Below are 21,383 nucleotides of genomic sequence, written 5' to 3' on the forward strand. Positions count from 1 at the left end.
ACCGTCGCCGCGCGGCACCCGCGGACCGTCGCCGCATAGGATGGCAATTTCATCGCCGTTCGTGGAACAGGAGCAGATCGTGGGCGCGTTGTGGCACGGGTTCGCAGACATGGGTGTCGTCGAGCGGGACGGTGCGTTCGTCGTCGCGCGCGGAGAGGGCGCCTACATCTGGGATTCCGCCGGCACCCGCTATCTCGACGCGACCGCCGGCCTGTGGTTCGCGAACGTCGGCCACGGCCGCTCCGAGATCGGTGACGCGGTGGCGGCGCAGCTGGCGAAGGTGGCGCACTACTCCAACTTCGGTGACCTCGCCGCGGAGCCGACCGTCGAGCTGGCCGAGCGGCTCGCGACGATCGCTCCCGTTCCCGGCAGCAAGATCTTCTTCACCTCGGGCGGTTCCGATTCGATCGACACCGCGGCCAAGCTGACGCGCCGCTACTGGCAGGAGATGGGCCGGCCGGAGAAGACCCTCGTCGTCAGTCGCGAGAAGGCTTACCACGGCATGCACGTCGGAGGCACGTCGCTCGCCGGGATCCCCGTCAACGCCGAGGGGTACGGGAACCTGTGGGACGACGCCGCGAAGGTGGCCTGGGACGACGCGAAGTCGCTGCTCGCCCTCATCGAGCGGGTCGGCGCGGACCGGATCGCGGCGTTCTTCTGTGAGCCGATCATCGGCGCGGGTGGGGTGTACCTGCCGCCGGAGGGCTATCTCGCCGAGGTCCGCGACATCTGCCGCGAGCACGACGTGCTCTTCGTGGTCGACGAGGTGGTCACCGGCTTCGGCCGCATCGGCGGGTCGTGGTTCGCCTCTGGCCGGTTCGGACTGGAACCCGACCTGATCACCACGGCGAAGGGCCTCACCTCGGGGTACGTGCCGATGGGCGCGGTGTTCGTGGCGCCGAAGGTGGCCGAGCCGTTCTTTGCCGGCGGGGTGTGGTGGCGGCACGGCTACACCTACGGCGGGCACGCCGGTGCCGCCGCGGCTGCCCTGGCGAACCTGGACATCATCGAGCGCGAGAACCTGCTCGACGAGTCGGCGCGGTTGGAGCGGACCCTGCACGAGAAGCTGTCCCCGCTGGCCGAGCACCCGCGCGTCGCGGAGGTCCGCAGTGGTCTCGGCGCCGTCGCCGCAGTGCAGCTCGCCGACCCGGGTGAGGCGCTGGAGTTCGTGAAGGCGCTTCGGCGGCACGGGGTTTCGAGCCGGGCGGCGGGACAGGGTGCGCTGCAGATCTCGCCGTCGTTCGTGATGACGGACGAGCAGGTGCAGGGCCTCGTGGACGGGTTCTCCTCGGCCCTGGGTTGATCGACGATCGAGCGGCGCCGACCGTTCGGCACCGGCACCGCGGGTCGCGTCAGCGGCGGGGGCGGAGCCGTTGCAGCACAGTGCAGATCCGCTCGCGCAGTCCCGTGGGCACGTCGTCCAGCGGCACCGCGCCCTGCGTGTCGTGCGCGGCGGCGACGCGGGCGTAGCGGTCGTGGAGCACCGTGCGTACCTCGTCGGGCGTGTGGGCGCGTCGTCTGCGCTCGTCGCGCGCGACGACTGCGCCCGTCGCCGCGACGCCGACCACACCGGCGAGTCCGACGAGCTTCCACCACTGCCTGCCCTTCAATGCCATGGGCGCGAGCCTAGACGGTAGGGATTGGGCTGGGGCCGCGCTCACCTGGGACCGATGCTCGCCACCGTCGATCGGCGCGATCGCCCGGACGCTCCGGCCGAACAGTGTGCCTCAGGGCCTGTCCGGTACTCCGTTGCGTCCCTGCGCGGCCGTATCCGGCTGCGGGCTTGTCCGGAATTCGAATCGGCTGCCGACGGCATTGGGGTGGAAGGCGTCCGGGAGGGCGGTGAACAGCGCGTGCTGCGCCTTCCACGACGTGCAGTGGGCGGGCACGACCACGGCCGGATCCGCCGCGGCGAGGGCGGTCACCGTCCGGGGGACGATCGGGCCGTCGCGGAGATGGAACCCGCCGAGGACGGCATGGAGCCGGCCGACCCCGGTGAGCCGCTCGGCGTGCTCGAGGATGTTGATCAGCCCGGCGTGCCCGCATCCGGTGAGCACGACGAGTCCCCGGTCGCGTAGGTGCAGGACGACGGCCTGGTCGTCGTGGATGAGCGGGTCGGGCCGCCAGCGGCCGTGCCGGTGGGCTTGATGGCCCGGCATGCCGGTCTCGTACTCGGTGGTCCGGGCGATCCGGCCGGTCACCAGGAGCATTCCGTCCAGCAGGAAGGAGGGGCGCCGGTTCTCGACGACGACGAATCCCGCGCCCTCGATCGCCGCGCGGCTCGGCGTCGGTAACTCGAAGGCGCCGTCGGGACCGACGATGCGCCGCCTCGTCCAGAAGTCGGGGTGCACGAGGATCGGCAGGTGCCGGGAACCGAGCCGGCGGGCGAGGCCCTGCAGACCCATGACGTGGTCGAAGTGGCCGTGGCTGAACACGATCGCCTCGATGCCGTCCGGGGAGATCGCCAGCCGATCGAGATTCGCCATCAGACCGTCCGGCGTGGCCCCCGCGTCGTAGAGCACGCGGTGCGTGGTTTCGCCGACCCGGACCTCGATCAGTACGGAGAACCCGTGCTCCGCTCGGAGGAGGTCGACAGTCCGGAATCCGACCGCCAGATCGCTGGGGACGATCGGGAGCGGACCTGCCGATCCGGCCGGCCCCCAGCGGCGGACGGGCCCCACGTCGGGCAGCAGCACGTCGGAGGAGTTGTCCACCAGCGTCGTCACATCGACCGCGTCGACCGGCCGGAGCTCCACCCGTACCGGGTCCCGCTCCGGCAGCTGTCCGGCGGATCGTCGATCGCGGGTCTCCGCTCCCGTCCTCACGCCCTCCTCCTTCCGGTGGATACGGTGAAACAGCCTTCGGCCGGCCGGGCCGTCAGTGCTCGGGGCCGAGGTCGGTGAAATCGGGACGGAAGGGCGCCTCGCTGCCCGTCCGCAGATCGAACGTGCTGCGGTTCTGCGTGAGAATGTCCGTGCCGTAGACGTGGATCGAGATCGCATCGGTCCCGTCGAGTGCCTCCACCGAGTGGATCGTTCCGTCGGGAACGACGGTCACCGTGCCCCGCGGGTTCACGAAGGTGTCGGCAACCTGGAGCCGGGCCCTGCCCGGCACACTCCCGTCGTCGAGCCGGCGATACCACGTCTCCCGTTCCCGGCCCCGATACACGCCGACCACGGCCCACGCGCCGTGATTGTGCGCCGGAGTGCTCACTCCGGCCTTGAACACCGCCACCAGGATCGACAGGTGCCCGTCCGAGGCCCGGTAGAGGGGGTACAGCACCCAGTCCCGCGTCTCGGGACGCTCCTGGTACTGCGGGTCCAGCCAGTCGCTGTCGTCGGCGACTGCTGCGGCCAGAACCGCACGGACCGCCTCCGGTCCGTCGCGCAGTGCGGACGCCTGTCGGAGGCGGGGGATCAGATCGTGGATCGACTGCCGGTGGCCGACTTCGGTGTGCCTGTTCATGATGCACCTCCTGCAACCGCTCTCGAAGAGAACGGTATGCGCACAACAGTGATGAATGCATCGGTACCAGTACGGACGTCGCGCGCCGTCCCGGTGGTGCCGGGCGCCGGCTCACAGACCGAATTCGACCGCCCGCCGCACCAGCTCCACCCTCGAGTTGATGCCGAGCTTCGCGTAGATGTTGGCGAGGTGGGTCTCCACGGTTCGCTCGCTGATGAACAGGCGCCGGCCGATCTCGGGGGAGCTGAGTCCGGCGACCGCCAGCGCGCCCACCTCCCGTTCGCGGGTGCTCAGGGCCTCCGGCCCCCAGGCCGGGCGGTCCCGGCGGCCTCGCCGTACCCCCGTCAGGAAGGCCTCGATCTCGATCAGCACCGCGTCCATGTCGCCGATCCAGGGCCAGTGATCGATCCCGGGCAGTTCGACGAGTGTCGCGCCCGGAACGCGCGCCGCGACGTAGCGGGAATGCTCAACCGACAGCCACGGATCGTCGACGTGGTGGAGCAGGAGCGTCGGCACCCGAATCTCGTGCAGCCTCGGACGAAGATCGGTCGCGGCGCAGAGCCGGAACAGGTCCCGTGCCTGCGCCGGGCCCGCCGCCGCCCGGGCGTGACGCGCGAACCAGGATCGATACCGCTCGTCCCCGGCCAGGGTCGGATTCATCGACGCGATGCCGGAGCCCGTCGCCCACCCTTCGTCGATGCCGGCCAGGACCGACGAGAAGAACTCCTCGCTCCACCCCGCCGCATACCCGTCGTCCTCCAGGAGCCGGGCATGGGCGTCCCACAGGATCATCGAACGTGTGCGGCCGGGGTACTTCAACGCGAACGAGGTGCAGATCCCGGCGCCGACGGCGACCCCGAACAGGGTCGCCCGCCGGGACCCGGCGGCGTCCATCACGGCGCGGATGTCCTCGACGCAGGCGTCCATGGACACCTCCTCCCGCGGCACGTCCGACAGGCCGGTGCCCCGCTTGTCGAACCAGATCAACCGGGCGAACGACGCCAGGCCGCGCAGGAAACGCGCGAAGAACCGCTCCTCCCAGGCGAGGTCGAGGTGCGAGACGAATCCCGGAACGAAGACGAGGTCGGGTCCCGCCTTGCCCAGCACCTGGTACGCGATGCTGACATCCCCGCTGGCGGCGTACCGGACCTCGTGGTCCATCCCTGCACCGTAGCGCCGTCTGCCGCGCTGTCAACCTCGGGTGAGGCGCAGCGAGGCGGGGCAGCGACGGCGGGCCGGCCACCACCTCCCGTGCTCGGCGGCCGGATCCCGTTACCTCCCCGCGTGAGAGGCTGTCGGTCATGCAGCAGCGGAGCTCAGCGCAGTCCCGGATCACCCTCGACGAGGCGGTGGAACTGACCCGCACCGGCGACCTCTGGATCTTCCGCGGCAGCAGCCACGCCGACCGGGCGATCCAGACGCTGACCAACGCCCCCGTCAACCACGTCGGCATGGCGGTGGTCCTCGCTGATCTGCCACCGCTGATGTGGCATGCCGAGCTGGGCAGGAGCCTGCCGGACATGTGGACCGGCCGGCACCACCGCGGTGTGCAGCTGCACGACCTGCGCGAGGCGGTGCAGGTGTGGAGTGCCCGGTACGGGCAGCGCGGCTGGCTGCGCCAGCTCGGCGTCGAGGTGACGCCGGAGCAGGAGGATCAGCTGCTGCGCACCGTCGCCCGGCTGGACGGCACGCCGTTCCCCTCGACGGGCCGGCTGGCGGGGCGCTGGTTCGCGGGCCGGCTGCCGTGGCGGAAACGCACGTCGGATGCGGGTCTCGAGCGCGCGTACTGCGCCGAGGTGGTGGGCGCGACCCTGGAGGCGATGGGGCTGCTCGAGCAACGCGGGCGCGGCAGCAACTGGTACGACCCCGGACGGTTCTGGAGCGGGGACCGGTTGCCGGCCGCGCCCGGGGTCGCATGGGGGCGCGAGATCGAGGTCGTGCCTCCCGAAAACGGGTGAGGGGCTGGTGCGCTCGGTCGCCCCGCCGGAGGCCCACGCCGCCGGATAGGCCCGTTCGCCGGGCCCGCGCGACGACTTCGCGGGATCATGAGCCCATGTCGCGTCCCGCCATCGCACTGCAGGTCTACGTCCTCGACACGCCGGACCCGTCCGGGCTGGCCTCGTTCTACGCCGTGCTGCTCGGCTGGGACATCGACGACGCCGCCACCGACGACGACTGGGTCCAGTTGCGCGCCCCGGCCGGCGGGGGCCTGGCGTTCCAGCTGGCCCCCGAGTTCACCCCGTCGACGTGGCCGGACGACCGGGTCGGGCTGCAGGCACACCTGGACCTCGAGGTCGACGACCTCGACGCCGCGGAGGAGTGGGTGCTGCGGCACGGCGCAACCCGCGTCGTCGGGCCCAACCCCAGCCCGACCTTCCGCACCTACCGGGATCCGAGCGGCCACCTCTTCTGCCTGGTGCGGTCCGCGTGAGCGGTCCGTGTTCCGGCCCGGGGCCTCCCGGGCGGCTACCGGCGCCGGCGCGCCCGTCCGGCGCTCTTCGGCCGGCCCGCGTTTCCGCGGCGGGTTTTCGGCTTCTTGTCGCCGACCACCTTCTTCGGCTGCGATCCCTGCCGCTCCCCGCGCCGTTTCTGCTTCGGCTGGGACTCGTCCTGCCGGCCGCGGGAGCTGTTGGCGGTGCGGCCGCGCACGATCCCGACGAACTCCTCGACCAGATCGGTGGTCCGCTCCGAAAGCCACACCAGGCCCACCTGCGACTGCGGGGCATCGGTCACCGGCCGGTACGTCAGATCCTTGCGGTGGTACAGCCGGGCCAGCGACTGCGGCACGACCAGCACCCCCACCTCGGAGGCGACGTACGACACGGCCGTCTCCGTCGTGGCCGGGCGCTCGAACGCCGTCTCTCCCGGCAGGCGCGCCCAGTCCAGCACGTCGTCGCGCGGATGCAGCACCGTTTCCTCCGCGAGATCGGCGACGCTCAGTTCGTCGACGGCCGCGACGGCATGCTCCTCGGGTACCACCACCACCGATACCTCGGTGTAGAGATTGATCACCGACAGCCCCTCGCGCGGCAGCGGCAACCGCAGCACCGCCGCGTCGACCGTGCCGTCGCGCACCGCGGCCTCGCCGTCGGCGGCGTCCACGGGCACCAGCTCGAGGGGGACGTCGGGTATCCGCTCCGCCCACACCCGCACCCATTTCGCGGGGGTGACCCCGGGGACGTAGGCCAGCCGGAACACCGGGGCGGACTCTTCGCTCACCCGCTCAGGCTAGCGGCCCGTGCGTCCAGCGTCCGCCGAGCATCGTGCCCCACACCGGCATCGCGGCCAGCTCCGCACCGGAGCGGGGCAGCGTGTCCGCGTCGAGCACCACCAGGTCGGCGACGTCGCCGACGGCGACGCGGGCACGACCACCGGTGGACGCGGCCAGCGCCACCTGCAGGTCCAGTTCGTGCTCGCGGTGCCAGACCCGGCCGTCGGGCAGGGTGCGGTCGATCGCGGCGGCCAGCGTCCGCCACGGATCCAGGGGCGCGACCGGCGCGTCGGAGCCCAGTACCAGCCGCGCCCCGGCCGCGTGCAGCGTCCCGTACGGGAAGGCGCGGTGCGTGCGGCCGGGCCAGTACCGTTCGGCCAGGTCCACGTCGTCGTACACGTGCGCCGGCTGGATGCTCGCCGTGACACCCGACCGGGCGAACCGCGGGAAGTCGCGCTCGGCCACGAACTGGGCGTGCTCGACGCTGCCGCGCGCCCCGGTGGCGGCGAACGCGTCGAGCACGTGCTCGCAGGCGTGGTCACCGATCGCGTGGATCGCGCTCTCGACCCCGTGTTCGTGGGCGTGGCGCATCAGCGGCTCGAGCCGTTCCGGCGGCACCGACAACACCCCGTGCCCGCCGTCGGGATACGGGTCGTGACAGTAGGCGGTGCGGGTGCCGAGCGATCCGTCGACGATCACCTTCAGCGGACCCACCGTCGCCAGCCCCGCGGTGCCGGGTACCACGTCGCCGGTGCGCATGCCCGCCGCGATCGCCGCGTCCAGCCACCGGGGCCAGATCCCGCACCGCACACGCAGGTGCCGCGTCCCGGCGCCGATGCGGCGCCTCCACGCGGCGAGAGTGTCCGCGATCTCGAAGTCGACGACGCCCACCACGCCGCGGGCGGCGGCCGCCCGGGCCGCGGAGTCCACGAGGCGATCGCGCACCTCGGGGTCGACGCGCTGGATCTCGTTCATCAGCGGCATGAACTCGGTTTCCCGCAGCAGCCCCGTGGGGTGTGGATGCAGCGAGAAACGCTGTAGCGCAGCAGTATTGAACCAGGCGCTGTGCAGGTCCGCGCTGAACGCGACGACCGGCCGGCCGGGGGCGATCGCATCGAGCGCCGCAGCGGTGGGCGTGTCCGGCCACAGCCCGTCGCGGAAACCGTGCGCGACCACGACGGGGGCGGGGTCACCGGCCAGGCGGGCGGCCACCAGCGCGACCGCGTGCGCGGCCGACGTCGCGCCCGACAGGTCGAGCGCGGCCTGCGCGAGGGTCCACTGGTCGAAGTGCACGTGCGCGTCCCACAGGCCCGGCAGCACCAGTCGCCCGCCGGCGTCGACGACCTCGGTGCTGCCCGCGATGTCACCGCCGATGCGGTCGCCGGTGATCGGCAGGTCGACCGGGCCGGCACCGGGCGCCGTGCGGGCGCCACGCAGGACGAGGGACGGCGGCACCGCTCAGCCCTCGACGATCTCGAACTCGTCGAACACCACCTCGCCGGCCGCGTCGGACTCGGCGAGGTTCACCTCGCCGAGCAGCGCCCAGCCGTGGTCCCCGGCGGGGTCGGCCAGGGTCTGCCGGACCCGCCACAGATCCTTCTCCTCGACCACGGTGAACAGCTGCGGGCCCCGCGCGTCGGGGCCGGTGCCGATCTCGTCGTACTCCTCGAAGTACAACTCGAGCAGGTCGGCCCAGTCCTGGGCCTCGAGCCCGTCGCCCAGCTCGGCGAGCTCGTTCCACCGTCGCCGCGACGCCAGTTCCACCCGCTTGAACATCGCATTGCGCACCATCACCTTGAACGCCCGCGTGTTCGCCGAGATCGGTTTGGGCACATCCGCGCCGAATGCCACCTGCTGATCGTCGGATTCGACGCCGGGGTTGGTGAGCGACTCCCACTCGTCGAGCAGGCTCGAATCGACCTGGCGGATCAGCTCGCCCAGCCACTCGGTGAGGTCTTCGAGTTCCTCGGTGCGGGCCGCGTCCGGAACCGTCTGGCGCAGCGCCCGGTAGGCGTCCGCGAGGTAGCGCAGCACCAGTCCCTCCGAACGGGTCAGCCCGTAGTGACCGACCAGTTCGGCGAACGTCATGGCCTTCTCGACCATGTCCCGCACCACCGACTTGGGGGACAGCGGGAACTCCGAGACCCACGGATGCCCGGCGCGGTACGTCTCGAACGCCGGCTCGAGGAGTTCCGCCAGCGGCTTCGGCCAGGTGATCTCCTCGAGCAGCTCCATGCGCTCCTCGTAATCGATGCCGTCGGCCTTCATCTGCTGCACGGCCTCACCGCGCGCGGCGTGCTGCTGCGCCATGAGGATCTGCCGCGGATCGTCGAGCGTGGACTCGATCACCGACACCACGTCCAGCGCATAGGCGGGGGAGTCGATGTCGAGCAGCTCGATCGCGGCGAGCGCGAACGGCGACAGCGGCTGGTTCAGCGCGAAGTCGCGCTGCAGGTCCACGGTCAGCCGCGCCGTCCGGCCGAACTCGTCGGGCTCGTCGAGCTGCTGCACCACCCCGGCCTGCACCAGCCCCCGGTACAGCGAGATCGCCTTGAGGATGTGCCGGCGCTGGGCGGGGCGCGCTTCGTGGTTGTCCTCGAGCAGATGGCGCATCGCCTCGAAACAGCTGCCGGGGCGGGCGATCACGTTCAGCAGCATCGAATTGCTCACGGAGAAGCGCGAAGTGAGCGGCTCGGGGGATGCGGCGACGAGCTTGTCGAACGTGCCCTCGCCCCACGAGACGAATCCCTCGGGCGGCTTCTTGCGCTGCACCTTGCGGCGCTTCTTCGGGTCGTCACCGGCCTTGGCGAGGGCCCGCACGTTCTCGATCTCGTGCTCGGGCGCCTGCACCACGACGGTGCCCATCGTGTCGAATCCGGCACGGCCGGCGCGGCCGGCGATCTGATGGAACTCGCGGGCCTTGAGCTGCCGGGTCCGGGTGCCGTCGAACTTCGTCAGGCCGGTCAGCAGCACCGTCCGGATCGGCACGTTGATGCCCACCCCGAGGGTGTCGGTCCCGCAGATGACCTTCAGCAGCCCGTCCTGGGCCAGCCGCTCGACGAGCCGCCGGTACTTCGGCAGCATCCCGGCGTGGTGCACGCCGATGCCGTGCCGCACCAGCCGCGACAGCGTCTTGCCGAAGCCGGTGGAGAACCGGAACGCGCCGATCGCCTCGGCGATCGCGTCCTTCTCCCCGCGCGAGCACATGCTCACGCTGGTCAGGGCCTGCGCCCGCTCCAGGGCGGCGGCCTGGGTGAAGTGGACGACGTAGACGGGGGCCTGGTGCGTGGTGACCAGTTCCTCGATCTCTTCGCCGATCGGCTTCTGGGAGTAGGTGAACGACAGCGGCACCGGCCGCTCGGAGCCGGACACCTCGGTGGTGGTGCGGCCGGTGCGCCGGGTCAGGTCCTTCTTCAGGAAGGTGACGTCGCCGAGGGTCGCCGACATCAACAGGAACTGCGCGCGGGGCAGTTCCACGAGGGGCACCTGCCACGCCCACCCGCGGTCCGGCTCCGAGTAGAAGTGGAACTCGTCCATCACCACCTGGCCGATGTCCGAGCCGGCGCCCTCCCGCAGCGCCAGATTGGCGACGATCTCGGCGGTGGCGCAGATGATCGGGGCACCGGGGTTCACCGAGGCGTCGCCGGTCATCATCCCGACCCGATCGGCGCCGAACACCTCGCACAACGCGAAGAACTTCTCGCTGACCAGCGCCTTGATCGGGGCCGTGTAGAAGGTGCGCGTACCGGTGGCCAGGGCGAAGAAGTGCGCGCCGAGCGCCACCATCGACTTGCCCGACCCGGTGGGCGTCGCGAGGATCACGTTCGACCCGGAGACCAGCTCCAGCAGCGCCTCCTCCTGCGCCGGATACAGCGAGAGGCCGCGCCCGGTCGTGAAGGTGGTGAAGGCGTCGAACAGCGAGTCCTCGTCGACGATGTCGGGGGTCAGATCCGGAAGCAGCACCGCTCCAGGCTAGTTGTTGCCGCCGTGACCGCGCCGACGCGCCGTGTGCGGCAGGCCGGCGCGCGGCGGCCGACGGGTCCTGCCGCCCGCGCCGGTCTCGACGGCTGCACCTGCCGGAGCGGGCCGACGGCGACGTGCGACGGCGTTCGAGGACTCGGCGCGGGACGTCGTGGGCGGCGGGTCGCTCAGGTGGCGCTGCGTTCGTCGGCGCCCATCGCGCCGAGCACGGCCCTGCGGGTGGCCGGACCGCCCGTGATCTGGTTCTCGCTGACGCCGTTGATCAGCAACTCGCGCCAGCGTTGCTCGTCGAACACGAGGGGTGCGGTCGAGTCGAGGAACTCCTCGACGACCCGCAGGAACCGGATGGGGTCGTCCCGGAACGGGAAATGGCCGGCGCCGCGGAAGACGTCGAGCCGGGAGTTGGGCATCGCCGAATGCGCCAGGTAACCGTGACTGACCGGGATCACGCTGTCGTGATCTCCCCAGATCAGCTGCACGGGCAGGTTCTCGGTCAGGTAACAGCGGTCGAGCATCGTCACCACCTGGCCGCGCCAGTCCACGACGGCCCGCAGCGTGCGCAGGAACGCCTCGTACGCGGTGGGATCGGGCAATCCGCTCAGGACCCGGATCAGATCCGAGGTGTCGTGCAGGAAGGGGCCGGGCCGCAGCGGCGTGTCGTGCAACTGTCCGAGCAGGCCGCCGGCGATGCGTACCGCGGGCAGGGCGCCGGGCAGCCGCAGCAGCTTGAGGACCTCGCTCAGGCCGGGCATGGACAGCAGGCGCAGCGCCGGGTGGACGTCCTTGGTGACGCCGCCGGCCGAGACCAGGATGAGCCGGTCGACCATCTGCGGGAACTGGTACGCGAACTGCATCGCGACGCCGCCGCCGAGGGAGTGCCCGACCACGGTGACGTGCTCGATGTCCAGGACCGAGAGCAGGTCGCGGACGCCGTTGGCGTACGCGGCGACCGAGTAGTCGGCGCGCGGCTTGTCGGAGCGGCCGTGGCCGAGCAGGTCCGGTGCGATGACCGTGTACTTGCGGGCCAGGTGCGGGATGACCTCCTGCCAGGTCGAGGAGTTGTCGCCGATCCCGTGGATCAGCAGCAGCGCGGGGCCCTCGCCGGCGAGTCGGAAGGCGCGACGGTAGCCGTGGATGGTGCGGAAGACCATCCGCGTCTCCGCGTCCGGCACCGGCCGGAGCGTGCGTGTGCGCGGTGTACCCATGTGCGTCTCCTGACCGCCGGTTCCTCGTCTACCTGTGGTGTCCGAGGCGCCGGACCGTCTCCGGCCCGACCCTTCAGCTCAACTCGTCGAACTGAGCGTACTGACTGTATGTGACCTGCACAACGCGAAGTGTAACGAGAGAGTAATGATCCGGGGTCGGACAGGCGGCGATTCGAACCCGGTCAGGCGGAGGGGTCCGCGTCGCCGGGCTGTCCGTTCCCGCCGCGATCCTCGTATTCGGCGAGGAAACGCTCGAACTCGGCACCGATCTCCTCGCCGGTCGGCAGGTTCTCGTCCGTCGGCAGCTGGGCGGCCTGCTGCTCCTGGGCCGCCACATAGCTGTCGTACTGCCGCTCGAGTCCGCGGACCACCGCCTGCACCTCCTCGTTCTGGGCGATGTGCTCGTCGATCTGCTCACGCACCCGTGCGGCGGCCTCGCCGAGCGCGGCCAGCGGCAACCCCAGGCCCCCGGCTTCGGCGACGTTCTCGAGCAAGGTCTCGGCAGCGCCCGGGTACTCGGTCTGCGCCAGGTAGTGGGGCACGTGGACCGAGAACCCCACCGACTCGTGCCCGTGCTGCGCCATCCGCAGCTCGAGCAGCGACGACACCCCCGCCGGCACCTGCAGCTCGCCCGTCCAGCGGTGGTGGTCGGCGATCAGGTCCTTGTTCGTCGAGTGCGCCGTCACGCCCAGCGGACGGGTGTGGGGGATCGCCATCGGGATCGCGCTGATCCCGATCGTGCGCCGGACCCCGAACTGCTCGGCGAGTAGGCGCACCGCCGTGATGAACCGCTCCCATTTCAGGTCCGGTTCCGCGCCGGCCAGTAACAGGAAGGGGGTTCCGGCCGTGTCGATCAGGGCGTACAGGTTGAGTTCGGGGGCGGCGTAGTCGGAGAAGTGATCCGCCTTGAACGTCATGGTCGGCCGCCGGGACCGGTAGTCGATCAGCTCGTCCACGGCGAACGACGCCACGAGTTCGCTTTCGAGGCTCTCGCGCAGGTGCGTGGTGGCGAGCCGCACCGCATGCCCGGCGTCGGCGAACCCCTCGAGACCGTGCACCAGCACGGGACCCTCGCCGTCGGCAGACGTCAGCTGCGGAGCGGGGAACTCGAGCTCGTACATGCGGGACTGGTCGTCCATGCGAACATCCTCCGTTCGATCCGGGGCGCCGTGATACCGCCGGGTCACCGGCGTGGCATGGTGGAGTTCGAGTCTAGTTGAACTGGTGATCAGCTTCCGCCGGGGCACGACCCCGGCGGGACGCGACAGCGGAGGTCCGGTGGCAACCCACAGCGCAGGAGACGACGTCCGGACGCCGCGCCGCTCCCGGACCCCGCCGGTGCCCTTCCGCCGGCTGGGCGCGACCGTGATCGGGGGCGCGTTGCTGCTCGCCGCCGGGTGCTCGTCGACCGTCGACGGCACGCCACAGCCCGAGCCGGCCGCACTGGCCACGACGGACGAGGCCGGCACCGCGGGCCGGCCCCTCGCCGAACTGCTGCTGCCGCCCGAGCAGTTCCCCGAGCCGTACGACGCGGTGGTGCTACCGCCGCAGGCGGTCGCCCAGGCCGCTCCCGACCTCACCGGAGTCCCGGAGGGGGCCAAGGTGGATCCACCCGGATGCCTGCCGCCGCCGCAGAACTACGGCCCGGACGGGACCGCGATGGTGGTCGGCACGGACAACGACAGCCGGGCCACGATCTCGGTCGAACTCGTCGCTGTCACCGACGACCTGGCCGCCTACCGCGACCGTCTCGTCGAATGCCCCGTCGTCGCGGCGACCCGCCGGGGCGTCACCGCCACGGTGACGACCACGGTCGACCCGTCGGCGCCGCCGGCCGCCGCGGGGGTGGCGACCCTCGCGTTCACCCGCACCGTCCGCTCGGGCGAGGGCCGGGAGGTGGTCACCCAGTCGATGACCAGCCGGATCGCCCAGGTCGACGACGTGCGGGTGCTGGTGACGTACATGTCCTTCGGTGCGGGGCCCGCCGACACCGCCACCCTGGGCCGGGTGTTCGAGGCGAGCGTGGAGCGCGTGCGCGTCGGCTGACGCGGCACGCTACCAGCCGGCACCGACATCGGGCGGCCGGAACTCCTGCGGCCGCAGTACTTGTCCACAACCGGAGCGCTCGTCCCCAGATTCCGCGGATCCGGGTCGCGCGGCCCCCGAGGGCACCGGTCGTCGGGGACAGTCGGCGCATGACCACATCGACTTCCTCGCCCCGGCCGCTGCGACTCACCGATCCGGGGGATCTGATCGCCGCCGTGCCGGCCATGCTCGGCTTCCTGCCCGCACGGTCGCTGATCGTGCTGAGCCTCGCGTCCGATGCCGGCGGCGGGCGCGACGGTGCCCGGTCCGCGACCGTCGGCGCCGTCATGCGCCACGACCTGATCCTGCCGCCCGGCGAGGACGATCCGGTGCCGGCTGCGATGCGCGACGTCTTCGACCGATTCGGTGCGCTCTGCGATCGGGAGGGCGCCGACGCCGTGCTCGTCGTCCTCGTCGACGACCGTCTCGACCACCCCGACGCCCCCGCCGTCGCCGCGGCCTGCCGACTGCTCGACGACTTCGCCGTCCGCCTCGACCGGCGCGGGGTTCGCATCGCCGGAGCACACGCCGTTTCCGAGGTCGCTTGCGGCAGAACATGGTTTGCGCTCGTCGGCGGTGCGCGCGGGACGGTCCCGGACCCGCAGGCCTCGCCCGTCGCCGCCGCCCGCGTCTTCGAGGGCGGGGCGATCCGGCGGTCCCGCGCCGAACTCGCCGATCTGCTCACCCCGCTGCCGATGCCCGGGCGCATGCAGGTTGCCGACCACATCGACGAGGCGATCGACGCGCGTGACCTCGCCTACGAACTCGCCGTCCGCGCCGGCGGCCGCGACCGCGCCGACCGTCAGGAACTCGAGGCCGTGCTGGCCCACATCGCCCGGCACGACGACGGCGCCGAGCTGCTCGCCCCCGAGCTTGCCGAACTCGCCGTCCTGCTGTCCAATTCGACCGTGCGCGACGCCGTGATGGCCCTCGCGGCGGGCGCCGAGGCCGACACCGCCGAACGGTTGTGGGTCACGCTCACCCGGCGTCTCCCGGACCCGGAACGAGCCGAGGCCGCCGCCCTCGTCGGCTACAGCGCGTACGTTCGGGGCGACGGACCGCTCGCCGGGGTGGCCCTGGGGGTCGCACTCGAGTCCAACCCGCGGCACCGGCTCGCCGACCTCCTCGACCAGGCCCTGCAGGCCGGGCTGCGGCCGCACACCGTGCGCGGCCTCGCCGACACCGGCTACGAGATCGCCGCGCGGCTCGGGGTGCGAATGCCCCCGCCCGCACCGGCGGCGTGACCGCCGGGACGGCGCCGGCTCAGCGCCGTGCCGCGTGCGACCGGTCGCCGAGTTCCTGCAGGTAGACCCACGCGTCGGCGACGATCTCGTCGAGGCTCGTGTGCTGCGGCTTCCAGCCCAGTTCCTCGACGGCGCGGCGGCTCGACGCGATCAGTACGGCCGGATCCCCGGCGCGCCGGGGTGCATCGACCACCGTGATCGGCAGGCCCGTCACCCGGCGGCACGCCTCGATGACCTCCCGGACGGTGAAACCCTCGCCGCTCCCGAGGTTGTAGACGGCGTGCTCGCCGGGCCGGGCGGCCGCCAGTGCCAGCAGGTGGGCGTCGGCGAGGTCCTTGACATGGATGTAGTCCCGCACCGCCGTGCCGTCCTTGGTCGGCCAGTCGGTGCCGAACACCGAGATGTGCTCGCGCTGGCCGAGAGCCACCTGCAGCACGAGCGGAATCAGGTGCGTCTCGACCACGCGGTTCTCGCCGGCACCGTGGTATGCGCCCGCGACGTTGAAGTAGCGCAGGCTCGTCGCGGCCAGACCGTACGCCCGCGTGTACGACGAGATCGCATGGTCGATGGCGAGTTTCGTGGCGCCGTACGGGTTGGTGGGCCGGGCGGGTGCATCCTCGGTGATCGGTACCCGGTCCGGCTCGCCGTACGTCGCCGCCGTCGACGAGAACACCAGCCGCGGTGTTCCCGAGGCGCGGATCGCGTCCAGCAGGGCGAGGGTCGCGACGACGTTGCCGTGCCAGTACTTGTCCGGATGCTCGACGGACTCGCCGACCAGGGACTGGGCCGCGAAGTGCAGCACCCCGCCGAACCGGGGCTGTGCACCGCCGCCGAGCACCTCCGCGGCCGCGGTCGCGATGTCGCCCTCGACGAACTCCGCGCCGGCCGGGACGGCGTCGACGTTGCCGGTGGACAGATCGTCGAGGATCACCACCTCGTGACCCTGCTCGAGCAGCACCGTGCTGCAGACGCTGCCCACATAGCCGGCACCGCCGGTAACCAGAAGCCTCACGCTGGGACCCTTCTTCGCCGGCCCGCGCGGGGCCGGCGAAGAAGGGCCTGTCTCAGACCTGCTTCACCTGCACCGCGTGGGCCATCTCGTCGGAAAGTTCGAAGCCGTCGTGGCCGGGCACGTTGATGACCACCGACCCCGGCTTCGTCTCGACTGTAACGCGTGCGTCGGGGACGATCCCCGCCTCACGCAGCCGCCCGATCACCTCGTGATCGGACTGCACGTACTCCGCCAGCCGGCGCACGACCACGGCGGTCGGCTTGCCCGGCGGGATCTCGGTGAGCCGCACCAGCCGCTCGTCCGCCGCGGCCGGGCGGTCCAGGCCGAGCTGGTCCAGTCCCGGAATCGGATTGCCGTACGGCGAGGTTGTGGGGTTGTGCAGCACCTCGACGAGGCGGCGCTCGACCTCCTCGCTCATCACGTGCTCCCAGCGGCATGCCTCGGCGTGCACGTTCTCCCAGTCGAGACCGATCACATCCACGAGCAGCCGCTCAGCGAGCCGATGCTTGCGCATGACCGACACCGCCAGGTCGCGGCCCTTCTCGGTCAGCTCGAGGTGCCGGTCGCCTGCCACGCGCAGCAGCCCGTCCCGCTCCATCCGGGCGACGGTCTGGCTCACGGTCGGTCCGCTCTGTTCCAGGCGTTCGGCAATGCGCGCACGCAGCGGCACGACGCCCTCTTCCTCCAAGTCGTAGATCGTCCGGAGGTACATCTCCGTGGTATCGACCAGGTCCTTCACTCTCACACCCCTTCGTCTGCGGCCGATTCTAACCGGGCGAAACCCCCGGCGGGCGCACCTCGCGCGGCGCCGCCCGGCGGGGCCTGCGGCAGGCGCGCCGGGGCCCTGCGGCACTCGCATCGCCCCGGACGGCGCAGTAGCTTTGTGGCCATGACCACGACCTCCGCCGCGACGGGCGATCCGACACATCCGAGCGGCGACCGAGTGGTGGTGTGGAGCCCGGACTTCCTCGACTACCGGTGGGGCCCGACTCATCCCATGAATCCCACCCGGCTCGATCTCACGATGGCACTGTCCCGCGGCCTCGGCCTGCTCGAGGGGGTGGAGACCCTGCGTCCGCCGGCCGCGACCGACGCCGAGCTGCTGCGTATCCACACCCCTGCCTACGTCGAGGCCGTCAAGCACGCCGGCAGCCTGCCGCCAGGTTCGACCGCCGGGGCGGAGGCCCCGCACGGTCTCGGCACCGAGGACAATCCGATCTTCCCGCGCATGCACGAGGCCAGTGCCGTCCTCGCAGGCGGCACCCTCGCCGCCGCCCGGGAGATCGCCGCCGGCCGCACCCGGCGGGCGGTGAGCATCGGCGGTGGGATGCACCATGCGATGGCGGACTGGGCCGCCGGATTCTGTGTGTACAACGACGCCGCCATCGCCATCTCGTGGCTCCTGGACAACGGCTTCGACCGGATCGCCTACATCGACGTCGACGCCCACCACGGCGACGGGGTGCAGCACGCCTTCCTGAGCGATCCCCGGGTGCTCACCGTCTCCATCCACCAGCACCCCGCGACGCTGTGGCCGAATACCGGCTGGTCCAGCGAGGTCGGCACCGGCGCCGCCGAGGGGACCGCGATCAACCTGCCGGTCCTGCCCGGCACCGTCGACGCGCTGTGGCTGCGCGCATTCCACGCCGTCGTCCCCGCCGCGGTCGCGACGTTCCGGCCGCAGATCATCATCAGCCAGTGCGGTGCCGACAGCCACCGGGAGGATCCGCTGGCCGACCTCTCGTTGACCGTCGACGGCCAGCGCGCGGCGTATCTCGCCATGCGCGAGCTCGCGGACCGGCACTGCGAGGGCCGGTGGCTCGCGGTGGGCGGAGGCGGCTACGGGCTGGTGCGGGTGGTGCCGAGATCCTGGACCCACCTGATCGCAGCCGTACTCGACCGCGAGATCGACCCCGCCACCCCGATCCCCGACGAGTGGCGCGAGCGGGTCGCCGCGATGGCGCCGGGGGTCGATCTGCCGACCGTGATGGGGGAGGGCGGCGACGTGGCGTATCTGCCGTGGGACGGCCCCGGCGGTACCCCCGAGACCGGCGTCGCATCGTTCGATCGTGCTCTCAGCCGCGTCGACTCGGCCATCGTCGCCACCCGCCGGGCCTGCTTCCCGCTGCTCGGCCTGGACCCGGAGGACCCGCGTGACTGAATCCGAGAACACGGCCCACGGCCCCGCGGTCACCGCGGGGCAGACCCCCGACGGCGACGCCGCCGGCGGGCCGGCCGATGCCGCAGCCGGTGGGCCGGCCGATGCCGCAGCCGGTGGGCCGGCCGATGCCGCAGCCGGTGGGCCGGCCGATGCCGCAGCCGGTGGGCCGGCCGATGCTGCAGCCGGTGGGCCGGCCGATGCTGCAGCCGGTGGGCCGGCCGATGCCGCAGCCCGCGGGCCGGCCGATGCCGCAGCCCGCGCACAGGCGGAGAAGGAGGCCGCCCGCGAGCGCGCACTCGCTGTCGCCCGCAACTACCCCAAGCACTGGGTGGCGGACGTCCTCGCCGCCGACGGCAAGGCCGTGCACCTGCGTCCCATCGTCCCCGAGGACGCGGACCTGCTCGTGGACTTCCACAGCAAACTCTCCGAGCGCACCCGCTATCTCCGCTACTTCGGCCCCTACCCGACGATGTCGAAACGGGACCTGTTCAACTTCACCGTCGTCGACCACCACCGGCGGGTCGCGTTCGTGGCCCTGCTCGGCGGGGAGATCATCGCGGTCGGCCGCTACGAGGGTCTGCCCGAGGGCGACGGCCTGTCCGCCGAGGTCGCATTCACCGTCGCCGACGCGCACCAGGGCCGCGGCCTCGGTCCGATCCTGCTCGAGCACCTCGCCGGGGCCGCCGCCGAGAACGGCCTCCACACCTTCGTCGCGGAGGTGCTGGCCGAGAACCGCAACATGGTGACCGTGTTCCGGGAGGCCGGCTACCAGGTCAGCCGCAGTTTCGAGGGCGGCGTGGTGCGACTCGAGTTCGCCATCGACCCCACCGAGGCGCTGGTGTCGGTGCGCAACGCCCGCGAACGCGCCGCCGAGGCCCGCAGCGTTCGCAACCTGCTCAGCCCGGGCAGTGCCGCCGTCATCGGCGCGTCCACCGACAGCCGCAAGGTCGGCAACGCGGTCCTGGTCAACATGCTGCGCAGCGGCTTCACCGGCCCGGTCTATCCGGTCAACGCCGAGCACCGCTCGGTGCGTGGCGTGCGGGCCTATCCGACCGTCCGTGACATCCCCGACGACATCGACCTCGCGATCGCGGCGGTCCCGGCCGACGCCATCGACGCGGTGCTCGACGACTGCCTCGCCAAGGGCGTCAAGGCGTTGCTCGTCGTGTCGTCCGGCTTCGGCGAGACCGGTCCGGAGGGCCGGGTCGCGGAACGCCGCCTCGCCCACGCGGCCCGGGCGCACGGCATGCGGCTGATCGGGCCGAACGCGCTCGGCGTCGCCAACAACGATCCGGAGATCCGCCTCAACGCCACCCTCGCGCCCGTGCTGCCCGCGGCCGGCAACGTCGGCTTCTTCTGCCAGTCCGGCGCGCTGGGCATCGCGATCCTCGACGAGGCGGCCAAGACCGGCGTCGGCCTGTCCTCGTTCGTCTCTGCCGGCAACCGCGCCGACCTGTCGGGCAACGACCTGCTGCAGTACTGGGACACCGATCCGGCCACCGAGGTGGTGCTGCTGTATCTCGAGAGCTTCGGCAATCCGCGCAAGTTCTCGCGTATCGCGCGGCGCGTGGCCCGCAGCAAGCCGATCGTCGCCGTCAAGAGCGGCCGCCACGCCGTGCCCCCGGTCCTCGCGGCCCGCACGGGGGAGATGGACGACACCATCGTGCGGGACCTGTTCGAGCAGGCCGGCGTCGTGCAGGTGGGTTCGATCGCGCAGTTGTTCGACTCCGCCCTGTTGTTCGGCTACCAGCCGCTGCCCGCCGGCCCCCGCGTCGCGGTGGTGGGCAACTCCACGGCCCTCGGCGTGCTCGCCGTCGACGCCGCCCGCAGCGAGGGCCTGCACGTCGGTGAACCCGTCGATCTGGGGGCGGCGGCCTCGCCGGAACAGTTCGCGGCAGCCGTCGCCCACGCGCTCGAGGCGGCCGATGTCGACGCGGTGATCGCGGTGTTCGTGCCCCCGGTCGCCGTGACGGTCGAGCCGTACGCGCAGGCCCTGCGCGACGCCGTCGCCGGCACCGACAAGCCGGTGCTGACGACGTTCCTCGCCACCGAGGGCCTGCCCGACGTGCTCGCCGTGCGCGGACCGGACGGCCACCCCACCCGGGGTTCGGTGCCGTCGTATCCGGGGCCCGAGCGGGCGGCGCTCGCGCTGGCCCGGGCGTGGCGGTACGCCAAGTGGCGCAGCCGTCCGGCGTCCCAGGTCGTCCGTCCGGCGGGTATCGAAGCCGACAAGGCCCGCACCCTGGTCGAAGGGTGGCTGGCGACGTCGCCGGAGGGACGCTGGCTCTCGGACACCGAGGCGGCGCTGCTGCTCGCGTGCTACGGCGTGCACATCGCCGAGTTCCGGGCGGTGACCACGGCCGACGAGGCCGTCGCCGCCGCGGAGGAGATCGGGTTCCCCGTCGCGGTGAAGGCGACCGGCGCCCACTGGCGGCACCGGCCGGACCTGAGCGGGGTGCGGCTGGATCTGCTCGGGCCCGAGGCGGTGCGGATCGCGTACCGTGACCTTGCCGCGGTCTCCGGGGAGCCGTTGCTGCACGTGCAGAAGATGGCCACCAAGGGCATCGGTTGCGTCGTGCAGGTGCAGGACGACCCGTCGTTCGGGTCGCTGATCTCGTTCGGTCTCGCCGGGGTCATCTCCGACCTGCTCGGCGACCGCGCTTTCCGGGTCCTGCCGGTCACCGAGGACGAGGCGGTCGAGCTGATAGACGCACCCAAGGCGGCGCCGCTGCTGTCCGGCTACCGCAACACCGAGCCGGTCAGCAAGGCCGCGCTCGTCGACCTGGTCCAGCGCATCTCCGCTCTCGCCGACGATCTGCCGGAGGTGCGGGAGATCGCGTGCGAACCGGTCCTCGCGTCTCCCACGGGCGCGGAGATCACCGACGCGCACCTGCGGATCGGCCCCGAGCCGCACCCCCTAGACCTCGGCCCCCGCCGGCTGCGCTGACCTCGGCCCCCGCCGGCTGCGCTGACGGCCGCGGCGGTCCGCGGACGCGAAGATCCCCGAGAACCCAGCCCG

Annotated in this window: 18 protein-coding genes; 7 read left to right on the forward strand and 11 right to left on the reverse strand. The window is 72.0% G+C overall.

Translation table 11 applies throughout. The features are described 5' to 3' along the window. Nucleotides 1-40 precede the first annotated feature (40 nt). Nucleotides 41-1,303 carry an aminotransferase family protein gene (locus tag ISO16_RS01795; protein ID WP_006935041.1) on the forward strand — a complete coding sequence of 421 codons (1,263 nt, stop codon included), beginning with the start codon at nt 41-43 and terminating at the stop codon, nt 1,301-1,303. Nucleotides 1,304-1,352: 49 nt separating this feature from the next. Here ISO16_RS01795 and ISO16_RS01800 read toward each other — a convergent pair whose 3' ends face one another. From ISO16_RS01800 to ISO16_RS01815, 4 genes are all read right to left on the reverse strand, one after another. Next, the gene (locus tag ISO16_RS01800; protein WP_006935037.1) at nt 1,353-1,616 is read right to left on the reverse strand and encodes a hypothetical protein; all 264 of its coding nucleotides are present in this window, start codon (nt 1,614-1,616) and stop codon (nt 1,353-1,355) included. A 111-nt stretch (nt 1,617-1,727) separates the two neighbouring features. After that, nucleotides 1,728-2,825 carry an MBL fold metallo-hydrolase gene (locus tag ISO16_RS01805; protein ID WP_230304461.1) on the reverse strand — a complete coding sequence of 366 codons (1,098 nt, stop codon included), beginning with the start codon at nt 2,823-2,825 and terminating at the stop codon, nt 1,728-1,730. A gap of 52 nt (nt 2,826-2,877) precedes the next feature. Beyond that, the gene (locus ISO16_RS01810; RefSeq protein ID WP_006935034.1) at nt 2,878-3,465 is read right to left on the reverse strand and encodes a cysteine dioxygenase family protein; all 588 of its coding nucleotides are present in this window, start codon (nt 3,463-3,465) and stop codon (nt 2,878-2,880) included. Between the two features lie 111 nt (nt 3,466-3,576). After that, nucleotides 3,577-4,626 carry an alpha/beta fold hydrolase gene (locus ISO16_RS01815; RefSeq protein ID WP_006935033.1) on the reverse strand — a complete coding sequence of 350 codons (1,050 nt, stop codon included), beginning with the start codon at nt 4,624-4,626 and terminating at the stop codon, nt 3,577-3,579. 140 nt (nt 4,627-4,766) lie between these two features. On the opposite strand from ISO16_RS01815, the gene ISO16_RS01820 reads away from it, so the two are divergent. Both ISO16_RS01820 and ISO16_RS01825 read left to right on the forward strand, forming a co-directional pair. Beyond that, nucleotides 4,767-5,423, forward strand: coding sequence for a hypothetical protein (locus ISO16_RS01820; RefSeq protein WP_029543381.1), 657 nt, complete (start codon nt 4,767-4,769; stop codon nt 5,421-5,423). Between the two features lie 95 nt (nt 5,424-5,518). Then, nucleotides 5,519-5,896 carry a VOC family protein gene (locus ISO16_RS01825; protein WP_006935029.1) on the forward strand — a complete coding sequence of 126 codons (378 nt, stop codon included), beginning with the start codon at nt 5,519-5,521 and terminating at the stop codon, nt 5,894-5,896. A 35-nt stretch (nt 5,897-5,931) separates the two neighbouring features. Here ISO16_RS01825 and ISO16_RS01830 read toward each other — a convergent pair whose 3' ends face one another. The 5 genes from ISO16_RS01830 to ISO16_RS01850 form a co-directional block, all read right to left on the reverse strand. Further along, the gene (locus tag ISO16_RS01830; protein ID WP_072635141.1) at nt 5,932-6,684 is read right to left on the reverse strand and encodes a LysR substrate-binding domain-containing protein; all 753 of its coding nucleotides are present in this window, start codon (nt 6,682-6,684) and stop codon (nt 5,932-5,934) included. A gap of 4 nt (nt 6,685-6,688) precedes the next feature. After that, nucleotides 6,689-8,131 carry an amidohydrolase gene (locus ISO16_RS01835; protein WP_072635142.1) on the reverse strand — a complete coding sequence of 481 codons (1,443 nt, stop codon included), beginning with the start codon at nt 8,129-8,131 and terminating at the stop codon, nt 6,689-6,691. A gap of 3 nt (nt 8,132-8,134) precedes the next feature. After that, nucleotides 8,135-10,639 carry a DEAD/DEAH box helicase gene (locus ISO16_RS01840; protein WP_072635143.1) on the reverse strand — a complete coding sequence of 835 codons (2,505 nt, stop codon included), beginning with the start codon at nt 10,637-10,639 and terminating at the stop codon, nt 8,135-8,137. A gap of 185 nt (nt 10,640-10,824) precedes the next feature. Further along, nucleotides 10,825-11,862, reverse strand: a complete 1,038-nt coding sequence (locus tag ISO16_RS01845; RefSeq protein WP_006935025.1) for an alpha/beta fold hydrolase — start codon at nt 11,860-11,862, stop codon at nt 10,825-10,827. Between the two features lie 182 nt (nt 11,863-12,044). Then, nucleotides 12,045-13,001 carry a proteasome assembly chaperone family protein gene (locus tag ISO16_RS01850; protein WP_006935021.1) on the reverse strand — a complete coding sequence of 319 codons (957 nt, stop codon included), beginning with the start codon at nt 12,999-13,001 and terminating at the stop codon, nt 12,045-12,047. A gap of 139 nt (nt 13,002-13,140) precedes the next feature. Between ISO16_RS01850 and ISO16_RS01855 the strand changes: the two genes are divergently transcribed. Beyond that, nucleotides 13,141-13,908, forward strand: coding sequence for a hypothetical protein (locus ISO16_RS01855; RefSeq protein WP_072635164.1), 768 nt, complete (start codon nt 13,141-13,143; stop codon nt 13,906-13,908). Nucleotides 13,909-14,057: 149 nt separating this feature from the next. Further along, nucleotides 14,058-15,191 (forward strand): DUF4192 domain-containing protein, encoded by a 1,134-nt coding sequence (locus tag ISO16_RS01860; protein WP_006935014.1) that lies wholly within the window; start codon nt 14,058-14,060, stop codon nt 15,189-15,191. Nucleotides 15,192-15,210: 19 nt separating this feature from the next. Here the strand turns inward: ISO16_RS01860 and galE are convergent, their stop codons facing one another. Further along, nucleotides 15,211-16,203, reverse strand: coding sequence for a UDP-glucose 4-epimerase GalE (gene galE, locus ISO16_RS01865; RefSeq protein ID WP_072635144.1), 993 nt, complete (start codon nt 16,201-16,203; stop codon nt 15,211-15,213). A 52-nt stretch (nt 16,204-16,255) separates the two neighbouring features. After that, a complete protein-coding gene (locus ISO16_RS01870) occupies nt 16,256-16,942 on the reverse strand; it encodes a metal-dependent transcriptional regulator (protein WP_006935008.1) in 687 nt (228 codons plus the stop codon). Between the two features lie 150 nt (nt 16,943-17,092). On the opposite strand from ISO16_RS01870, the gene ISO16_RS01875 reads away from it, so the two are divergent. Further along, entirely contained in the window at nt 17,093-18,364 is a 1,272-nt protein-coding gene (locus tag ISO16_RS01875; RefSeq protein ID WP_029543391.1) for an acetoin utilization protein AcuC, read from the forward strand. After that, on the forward strand, nt 18,357-21,311 hold the full coding sequence (locus ISO16_RS01880; protein WP_442800807.1) for a bifunctional acetate--CoA ligase family protein/GNAT family N-acetyltransferase: 2,955 nt from the start codon (nt 18,357-18,359) through the stop codon (nt 21,309-21,311). Before ISO16_RS01875 ends, ISO16_RS01880 begins: the two co-directional genes overlap by 8 nt. The last annotated feature ends 72 nt before the right edge of the window (nt 21,312-21,383 follow it).

Origin of the sequence: Rhodococcus sp. M8, from assembly GCF_015654185.1 — a bacterium.
In the GTDB taxonomy this organism is placed as follows: domain Bacteria; phylum Actinomycetota; class Actinomycetes; order Mycobacteriales; family Mycobacteriaceae; genus Rhodococcus; species Rhodococcus aetherivorans.

Excerpts from the sequence above, each read along its gene's own strand:
- ISO16_RS01845 (WP_006935025.1), bottom strand. The coding sequence starts at position 11,862 with ATGGGTACACCGCGCACACGCACGCTCCGGCCGGTGCCGGACGCGGAG.
- ISO16_RS01815 (WP_006935033.1), bottom strand. The coding sequence starts at position 4,626 with ATGGACCACGAGGTCCGGTACGCCGCCAGCGGGGATGTCAGCATCGCG.
- ISO16_RS01825 (WP_006935029.1), top strand. The coding sequence starts at position 5,519 with ATGTCGCGTCCCGCCATCGCACTGCAGGTCTACGTCCTCGACACGCCG.
- ISO16_RS01850 (WP_006935021.1), bottom strand. The coding sequence starts at position 13,001 with ATGGACGACCAGTCCCGCATGTACGAGCTCGAGTTCCCCGCTCCGCAG.
- ISO16_RS01860 (WP_006935014.1), top strand. The coding sequence starts at position 14,058 with ATGACCACATCGACTTCCTCGCCCCGGCCGCTGCGACTCACCGATCCG.
- ISO16_RS01875 (WP_029543391.1), top strand. The coding sequence starts at position 17,093 with ATGACCACGACCTCCGCCGCGACGGGCGATCCGACACATCCGAGCGGC.
- ISO16_RS01795 (WP_006935041.1), top strand. The coding sequence starts at position 41 with ATGGCAATTTCATCGCCGTTCGTGGAACAGGAGCAGATCGTGGGCGCG.
- ISO16_RS01810 (WP_006935034.1), bottom strand. The coding sequence starts at position 3,465 with ATGAACAGGCACACCGAAGTCGGCCACCGGCAGTCGATCCACGATCTG.
- ISO16_RS01820 (WP_029543381.1), top strand. The coding sequence starts at position 4,767 with ATGCAGCAGCGGAGCTCAGCGCAGTCCCGGATCACCCTCGACGAGGCG.
- ISO16_RS01800 (WP_006935037.1), bottom strand. The coding sequence starts at position 1,616 with ATGGCATTGAAGGGCAGGCAGTGGTGGAAGCTCGTCGGACTCGCCGGT.